Raw genomic sequence first — 8762 nt, 5'->3', positions numbered from 1 at the left:
CCTTGGTTACTTGGGGCTTTATCAAGTAACTCGCCGAAGGCGAAACAGTCTGCCCCCAGGCAGACGCTCTTGATCTTCGCGGACTAAGCAACGCCTCACCCCACATCTATCTCCACCACATCCCCCACCAGCCGCACCGGCCAGGTCCGCAATCGCAACGCCGCATCCTCCAGACACGTACCGTCCTTGAGTCGGTAATGCTGCTTATATAAAGGCGAAGCGATCACAAGATCCCCGCCCAGACTGCCAACCAACCCCCGCCCAATCACATTCACCCCCGTGACCGGATCGCGATTGTCCACCGCAAACAAATGCGGCGCGCCGCCGACAGACGCCACATAAAACAGCGCCACCTGCGCAGTGCCCACCAGCGCCACCACACCGGAATTCAGCACCAGATCCTCACGCGTACAGACCGCGCGCCACATCTGAGTTTTCGGCAACTCCATCACTGCTGCATTGGCCTGGCTCATCGTGCAACCTCCACTGCGGCAATCAGATTCAACTCTTCAGCGCGCGCCGGACGACGCTGGCTGCGCTCCTTGACGAAATGAATGTCCGGGTCGGCGCCTTTGTCATTGACGAACGTGCGGAAGCGCTTGAGTTTCTCCGGGCTCTTCAGCGCGTTCGCCCATTCACACTCGTAACGGTCGACCACCAACTGCATCTGCGCCTCCAGCTCGGCGGCGAGCCCCAGGCTGTCGTCGATCACCACCGCTTTCAGAAAATCCAGCCCGCCTTCCAGGGACTCGCGCCAGACCGAGGTCCGCTGCAACTTGTCAGCGGTGCGGATGTAAAACATCAGCACGCGGTCGATGTAACGAATCAGTGTCTCGTCGTCCAGATCGGTGGCGAACAGCTCGGCGTGGCGCGGGCGCATGCCGCCATTGCCGCACACGTACAGGTTCCAGCCGTTCTCCGTGGCGATCACGCCGATGTCCTTGCTCTGTGCTTCGGCGCATTCACGGGTGCAGCCGGACACCGCGAATTTCAGCTTGTGCGGCGAGCGCAGGCCTTTGTAGCGGTCCTCGATGTTGAGCGCCATTTGCACGCTGTCCTGAACGCCGTAACGGCACCAGGTGCTGCCGACGCAGGATTTCACCGTCCGCGTCGATTTGCCGTAGGCATGACCGGTCTCGAAGCCGGCGGCGATAAGCTCGGCCCAGATGTCCGGCAGCTCATGCAGCTGCGCGCCAAACAGGTCGATGCGCTGGCCGCCGGTGATCTTGGTGTACAGGTCGTATTTCTTCGCGACCGCGCCGATGGCGATCAGGCCGTCCGCAGTGATCTCGCCCGCCGGGATGCGCGGCACCACCGAATACGTGCCGTTCTTCTGCATATTGGCCATGAACGTATCGTTGGTGTCCTGCAGGGGCACCAGTGACGGGTCCATGATCGGCCGGTTCCAGCACGAGGCGAGAATCGAGCCGACGGTGGGTTTGCAGATGTCGCAACCCAGATGGCCTTTGCCGTGGCGGGCAAGCATCTCGTCGAAGCTTTCAATGTTTTCCACGCGGGCGAAGGCGTACAGCTCCTGCCGGGTAAAGGCGAAGTGCTCGCACAGACTTTTATCGACGGCCACGCCGCGGGCAATGAGTTCGTGCTCGAACACGCTTTTCAGCAGCGCCGTACAGCCGCCGCACCCGGTGGCTGCTTTGGTGCAAGCCTTGAGCCCGGCGAGGTCGGTGCAACCGCCGTCGATGGCCGAGCAAATTGAGGCTTTGCTGACGTTGTGGCACGAACAAATAGTCGCCGTGGCGGGCAGGGCATCGGCACCCAACGTCGGCGCACCGTCGCTGTGGGGCAGGATCAGGCTCGATGGATCGGCGGGCAGCTTGATGCCGTTCTGCGCGTATTGCAGCAGGGTGTCGTAATAACTGTTGTCGCCCACCAGCACGGCGCCGAGGACTTTTTTGCCATCGGCCGACACCACCAGACGGCGATAACTGCCGCTGGCCTCGTCGATAAACCGGTAACTGCGCGCACCCGCCAACGCACCATGGGCATCGCCGATGGAGCCGACATCGACGCCGAGCAGTTTGAGTTTGGTCGACATGTCCGCGCCGAAGAACGGCTCGGCGTTCAGATCGCACAACTGAGCGGCGACGTTGCGCGCCATTTGATAACCCGGCGCGACGAGGCCAAAGACGCTGCCGTTCCAGGCAGCGCACTCCCCGATGGCGAAAATGTCGGTGTCGCTGGTGCGGCAATGTTCGTCGATGGCGATGCCGCCGCGCGGGCCCAGCGCCAGCTCACAGTGGCGGGCGAGGGCGTCTTGGGGGCGTATGCCGGCGGAGAAGACGATCAGGTCGGTTTCGAGGAATTCATCGCCGGCGAAATTCATCCGGTAGCGGTATTCCTCACCCGCGCTGATGGATTGCGTCGCGCGAGACAGATGCACGCCCACGCCCAGTGCTTCGATGCGCGCCTTCAGGGCGGCGCCGCCGTGGTCATCCAGCTGCACCGGCATCAAGCGTGGCGCAAATTCAACCACGTGGGCTTCCAGACCCAGCGACTTCAGCGCGTTGGCCGCTTCCAGTCCCAACAGCCCACCGCCGACCACCACACCGCGTTTCGCCTGACTCGCCGCGGCGCGGATGGTGTCGAGGTCGTCCAGCGTGCGGTAGACCAGTCGCGAGTTGCCTTCAGCACCTTCGATGGGCGGCACGAAAGGATACGAACCCGTCGCCAGCACCAGCTTGTCGTAACCAAAGCTGCCCTTGGCGGTGATCACTTCGCGCCGCGCCCGGTCGATTTCCAGCACCGGCACGCCCAGGTGCAGCGCAAGCCCGGTCTGCTCATATAAAGAAGCTGCGCTCATCGCCAGTGACTCGGCGTCGCGACCGCCAAAGTATTCGGACAGGTGCACGCGGTCGTATGCGCGCTGGCCTTCCTCACCGAACACATGAATGCGGTAGCGCTCAAGGGCGCCGGCGGCGATCAACTGCTCGACGCAGTGGTGACCCACCATGCCGTTGCCGATGACGATCAGGGTTTGGACGTCGTTGAGTGGGGCGACTGTGGTGGTCATATCGAGTCCCGGCCAAGGCCAATCAGGTTTTTCGAAAGCAAAAAAAAGGCGCCCGGAACCTCTCGGTTCCAGGCGCCTTTGCCTGTTCTTTATGGATTGCCGCGCGACCACAGTGTCGACGTCAACCTGGTGAGCCCGACGCCGTGGACGGCTGGCGGTCCGCGTTGACCGGCCAGGGCTGCCAACCGCGTGTTCAGGCTGGACTTGATAAGGGACGTAGCAATGGCTGTGCCAGCAGGGAATATCAAGGCGTTGACCCGTTTCGTTCCGGCCAGACGCGTACGTTTGACGGGCAGAAGCGTGAATCGTAAGCCGATCTCATCACCCTCGAGAGCAGACGGTTCCGGCTCGAAAAGGGTGCGATTTACCCTCGTGTGCCCCACCGTGAAGCTCAGCGTCCATTCATCACATCAGCAAAATCCACTGGAAACCTCCGCTGCACGTCCCTCGGCCACGCTGGCCTGCCGTTTGCAACACCGTGCCCACAGGCAATCAACGCCGATTGCCATATTCACGACAAAGGCGCCGTGTGCTCTCCGTTTTTCAACGGCTGAGAACAGGGCGTCTTTTTTTGCTTTCAGGAAACGGAATATGGCGAGCAACAGCGTAAAGAGCGTGTGTCCTTATTGCGGCGTCGGCTGCGGCATCGTCATGCAGGTCGAGGACAACCGGGTCATCAAGGTGGTTGGCGACAAGACCCACCCGAGCAATTTCGGCCGCCTGTGCACCAAAGGCACCACCTGTGGCCAGGCGATTGCCGAGTCCGGGCGGATGGAGTCGGCGTACATCCGCCATCAGCGCAGCCACGAGCCGGTGCGCGCGGAAATGGACGCCGCGATCAGCGAAACCGCCCGGCGCTTGCGTGGGATTCTGGATCGCGAAGGGCCCGGCGCACTGGCGTTTTACGTCTCCGGGCAGATGTCTCTGGAGGCGCAATACCTGGCCAACAAACTCGCCAAGGGCTTCGTGGGCACGGCCAATATCGAGTCCAACTCGCGGCTGTGCATGGCCAGCGCCGGCAGTGGCTACAAGCTTTCATTGGGCGCGGACGGGCCTCCGGGCTCTTACGATGACTTTGACAAAGCCGACCTGTTTTTGGTGATTGGCGCCAACATGGCTGACTGTCACCCGATCCTGTTCCTGCGCATGATGGACCGGGTGAAGGCCGGGGCGAAGCTGATCGTTGTCGATCCCCGGCGCAGCGCCACCGCCGACAAGGCCGGGCTGTTCCTGCAAATCAAACCGGGTACTGACCTCGCGCTGCTCAATGGCCTGTTGCACTTGCTGGTGGAGAACGGCGACACCGACGCCGATTTCATCGCCTCGTTCACCCAGGGCTGGGACGTCATGCCCGAGTTCCTCGCCGAGTACACGCCGGCTTACGTCGCGCAGGTCACCGGCCTGGCCGAAACCGACATCCGTCAGGCCGCGCGGATGATCGGCGCGGCGCCCGAGTGGATGAGCTGCTGGACCATGGGCCTGAACCAGAGCACCCACGGCACCTGGAACACCAACGCGCTGTGCAACTTGCATCTGGCGACCGGGGCAATTTGTCGGCCCGGCAGTGGTCCGTTTTCCCTGACAGGCCAGCCGAATGCCATGGGCGGAAGGGAAATGGGCTACATGGGCCCCGGACTTCCCGGACAGCGCTCGGTGTTGGTGGACGCCGACCGCCGCTTCATCGAAGACCTCTGGAACATCCCGCACGGCAGCATCCCGCATCAGCCCGGCGGCGGCACCATCGACCTGTTCGAACAGATGCGCGACGACGTGATCAAGGCCTGCTGGATCATCTGCACCAACCCGGTGGCCAGTGTCGCCAACCGCACTTCGGTCATCGACGCCCTGAAGACTGCCGAACTGGTCATCACCCAGGACGCCTTCCTCGACACCGAAACCAATCGCTACGCCGACATCCTGTTGCCGGGCGCGCTCTGGGCCGAGGCGGAAGGGGTGATGATCAACTCCGAACGCACCCTCAACCTGACGCAACAAGCCGTCGATGCGCCGGGGCAAGCGTTGCCGGACTGGCAGATCATCGCCAGGGTCGCCTGTGAAATGGGCTTCGCCGACGCCTTCAGTTACGCCTCTGCGGAGGAGGTGTTCGAAGAAATCAAACAGGCGTGGAATCCGGTCACGGGCTACGACATTCGCGGCGCCAGCTATGCGCGGCTGCGGAATCAACCTGTGCAGTGGCCGTGCGCCCCAGCCGACGAGCACACACGCAACCCGATCCGTTACCTGAGCGACAGCGGCGCGAGCCCGGTTGAAGAAGGACTGACGACACGCCCGGCGATTGTCTTTCCCACCGCACACGGCAAGGCGGTATTTTTCTCACGCCCGCACATGGCGCCGGCTGAACTGCCCAACGATGCATTTCCGATGGTGCTCAACACCGGCCGCCTGCAACACCAATGGCACACGCTCACCAAGACCGGGAAAGTGCCGACATTGAACGCGCTGAACGCGCGGCCGTTCGTCGAGCTGCACCCCGACGATGCCCTTGCGCTGGGCATCCGCGAAGGCGATGGCGTCGAGATCCGTTCCGCGCGAGGGCTGGCGGTGTTGCCTGCGCTGATCAGCGACCGTGTGCTGCAGGGCAACTGCTTCGCGCCCTTTCACTGGAACGACGTGTATGGCGACAAACTGGCGATCAACGCGGTAACCAACGACGCCGTTGACCCGATCTCCCGGCAGCCCGAATTCAAGTGCTGTGCGGTCGCTTTGCGCAAAGTCGAGTTGATCGGGCATCGCTTCCTCGATTTGCCCCAGGCCGATACCGAGACGCAAACAGCACCCGAATATGCGCCGCTGTTGACACTGCTTTGGGCATCTCAGACCGGAAATGCCGAACGGCTGGCCCGGCAATTTGGCGACCATTTGAAGGCTGCCGGCGTACCGGTTCAGGTGTCCGCCATGGACAGTTTTCCTTCAGAACGTCTGGACCAGCTGCAGAACGTCGCGCTGATCAGCAGCACCTTCGGCGACGGCGAATCCCCCGACAACGGGCAACGATTCTGGCAGTCACTGGCTGCCCGGCAAGAGCGTCTGGAATCGCTGCGCTACGCCGTTCTGGCGCTGGGTGACTCGAGTTACGACCGCTTTTGCCAGCACGGCAAGAACCTTGACCAGCGCCTGCAAGAGTTGGGCGCTTCATCGCTGATCGCCAGAGTCGAATGCGACGGCGAATACCAGCTCCACGCAGACAACTGGTTCACCGGACTGCAGCAGGCGCTGTCGCTGAATCTTCCTATTCCTTCAATCGTCGACAACGCACCGGTTTTTGGGAATCAACCGTCACGGACGCAGCCCCATCACGCGCGTTTGTCCCTCAACCGGCGTCTGAACGCAGGCGGTGCCGCGAAGGACACGCGGCAACTGGCGCTGACCCTGGAAGGCTCGGGCATGACCTATGAAGCCGGCGACGCCTTGGGGGTCTGGCCGCGCAATTGCCCCGAGCTAGTCGATGAATTGATCAAGCTCACGGGACTGAACGCCGAGCAATCGGTGCGTGGCGTGAAGACGACCGACGTGCCGCTGCGTCAGGCGCTGGCCGAGCAATTCGAGATAGCACGACCGAGCGCGGACACCCTGGCATTCATCGCCGAGCGCAACGGCAGCAATGACCTGAAAACACTCCTGACCGAGCCGTTCAAGAGCGAGCTGAAGGACTGGCTGTGGGGCCGGCAGTTGGCCGACGTGTTGCGCGAGTTCCCGATTGCCTGCTCTGCGGAGGAGTGGCTTGACCACCTCAAACCGCTGCAGCCACGGCTTTATTCCATCGCGTCGAGCGCCAAGGCGCATCCCGATGAAGTTCACCTGACGGTTTCCGCCGTGCGCTACGGCCCGCGCAAAGGCGTTTCATCGACCTTCCTGGCCGATCGGGCGGGGGAGTGCGAGGTGCCCATTTTCCTGCAACCCACGCGGCATTTTCGCCCGCCCCTCGATGGCGATGTGCCGATGATCATGATCGGCCCGGGCACCGGGGTGGCGCCGTTTCGGGCGTTTCTGCAGGAGCGGCGCGCCCGGGGCGATCGGGGCCGTAACTGGCTGTTCTTCGGCGAGCAGCATCAGGCCACCGACTTTTACTACCGCGATGAGCTGCAAGGCATGCGGCAGGACGGCCTGCTGACCCGGCTGAGCCTGGCGTTTTCCCGGGATCAGGCAGAGAAGATCTACGTCCAGCAGCGCATACAGGAACAGGGCGCCGAACTCTGGCGCTGGCTGGAGGAGGGCGCGCACCTGTATATCTGCGGCGATGCCTCGCGGATGGCGCGGGATGTCGATCAGGCGCTGCGTCGTGTGATCAGCGAGCAAGGCGGCATGAGCCTGGAAAAAGCCGCCGAACAGTTGCGCTGTCTGACTGAGCAAAAGCGCTACGTGCGGGACGTGTATTAGCCGCGTTCGCTCACCCTGTGGCTGGCCGCTGAACCCCAACTGAACGGATTTCTCGATCAAACAAGAAAACCTTTGGATACCTGAACTTATCTGCCTTTTCTCCCTCTCATGCCGGTAGCCATTGATCGCGGCAGCCTGATAAGCTCGCGGCTTTACTCGTTTGCCCTATTGGCGCATGAACAAGGAAACAGAATGAAACAGCATCGGTTGGCAGCGGCGATTGCCCTGGTCGGTCTGGTACTCGCGGGCTGTGACAAGCAAGCCAGCACCGTTGAGCTGAAAACCCCGGCCCAGAAAGCCTCTTACGGTATCGGCCTGAACATGGGCAAAAGCCTGGCTCAGGAAGGCATGGACGATCTGGATTCCAAAGCGGTTGCGCTGGGTATCGAAGACGCCGTTGGCAAGAAAGAGCAGAAGCTCAAAGACGAAGAGTTGGTTGCAGCGTTTGGCGACCTGCAAAAGCGCGCTGAAGAGCGCATGGCCAAGATGAGCGAAGAGTCGGCAGCCGCCGGCAAGAAGTTCCTCGAAGAAAACGGCAAGCGCAAGGAAGTCACCACCACTGCTTCCGGCCTGCAGTACGAAATCATCAAGAAAGCCGACGGTCCAGTACCGAAGCCGACTGATGTCGTGACCGTTCACTACGAAGGCAAGCTGACTGACGGCAAAGTGTTCGACAGCTCCGTTGAACGCGGCAGCCCGATCGATCTGCCGGTGAGCGGCGTGATCCCGGGTTGGGTCGAAGGTCTGCAGCTGATGCACGTTGGCGAGAAGGTCAAACTCTACATCCCTAGCGAATTGGCCTACGGCGCACAAAGCCCTAGCCCAACCATCCCGGCAAACTCGGTTCTGGTCTTCGACCTGGAACTGCTGGGCATCAAGGACCCTGCAGCTGCAGGCGCCAATGATGCTGCTGCCGGCGCTGATGAAGAAGAAGAGGCTGCCCCGGCCGCTGAACCGGCCAAGCCAGCCGCCAAGAAGTAATCGTTCGAAAGACCGATTACCGCTTGAAAGAAATGCCCCGTCTCGACGGGGCATTTTCATTTCCGGGCCGATTTGATCGAACCGGCTTGAGCGGGCAGAGTCCCATGTCGGTCAGTCAACGGGCGTTAAGCCGGGATTTGTCGGAGGCTGCGCGTTGTTCGTTGGGCTTTGGCTAGCGCCGCAGGCCCGGAGAGTCAACGGTTTTTTGCGGGTTTTTATGTGTGTAAAAAACGCGCGATTTAACTGCGGACCCATTAGAACGGGCGTTCCGGCCCCGAAAAACGGGTCTGTTCACAAGGTTATCCACAATTTGTGTGGATAACCTTCAGGCGCGGAATCGGCGTACGCGTCG

General features: G+C 61.9%; 4 protein-coding genes. 2 read left to right on the top strand and 2 right to left on the bottom strand.

The genetic code is table 11. The annotated features are described in order from the left end of the window. Window positions 1–95 precede the first annotated feature (95 nt). Complete coding sequence (gene nirD / locus AC07VF_RS25385) at window positions 96–473, bottom strand: nitrite reductase small subunit NirD (RefSeq protein ID WP_495007809.1); 378 nt, start codon at window positions 471–473, stop codon at window positions 96–98. Continuing rightward, the gene (nirB, locus tag AC07VF_RS25380) at window positions 470–3031 is read right to left on the bottom strand and encodes a nitrite reductase large subunit NirB (protein ID WP_495007808.1); all 2562 of its coding nucleotides are present in this window, start codon (window positions 3029–3031) and stop codon (window positions 470–472) included. Before nirB ends, nirD begins: the two co-directional genes overlap by 4 nt. A gap of 591 nt (window positions 3032–3622) precedes the next feature. Here nirB and AC07VF_RS25375 point away from each other — a divergent pair. Further along, window positions 3623–7429: a bifunctional nitrate reductase/sulfite reductase flavoprotein subunit alpha gene (locus AC07VF_RS25375; RefSeq protein WP_495007807.1), complete on the top strand. Its 3807-nt coding sequence runs from the start codon at window positions 3623–3625 to the stop codon at window positions 7427–7429. 192 nt (window positions 7430–7621) lie between these two features. Next, the gene (bamJ, locus tag AC07VF_RS25370) at window positions 7622–8410 is read left to right on the top strand and encodes a BamJ family beta-barrel-assembly machinery protein (RefSeq protein ID WP_037013885.1); all 789 of its coding nucleotides are present in this window, start codon (window positions 7622–7624) and stop codon (window positions 8408–8410) included. Window positions 8411–8762: the final 352 nt, after the last annotated feature.

The organism is Pseudomonas sp. GW821-FHT02H06 (assembly GCF_059421525.1).
The sequence above is the reverse complement of the archived record's forward strand: the minus strand, read 5'-3'. Positions and strand labels throughout refer to the sequence as shown.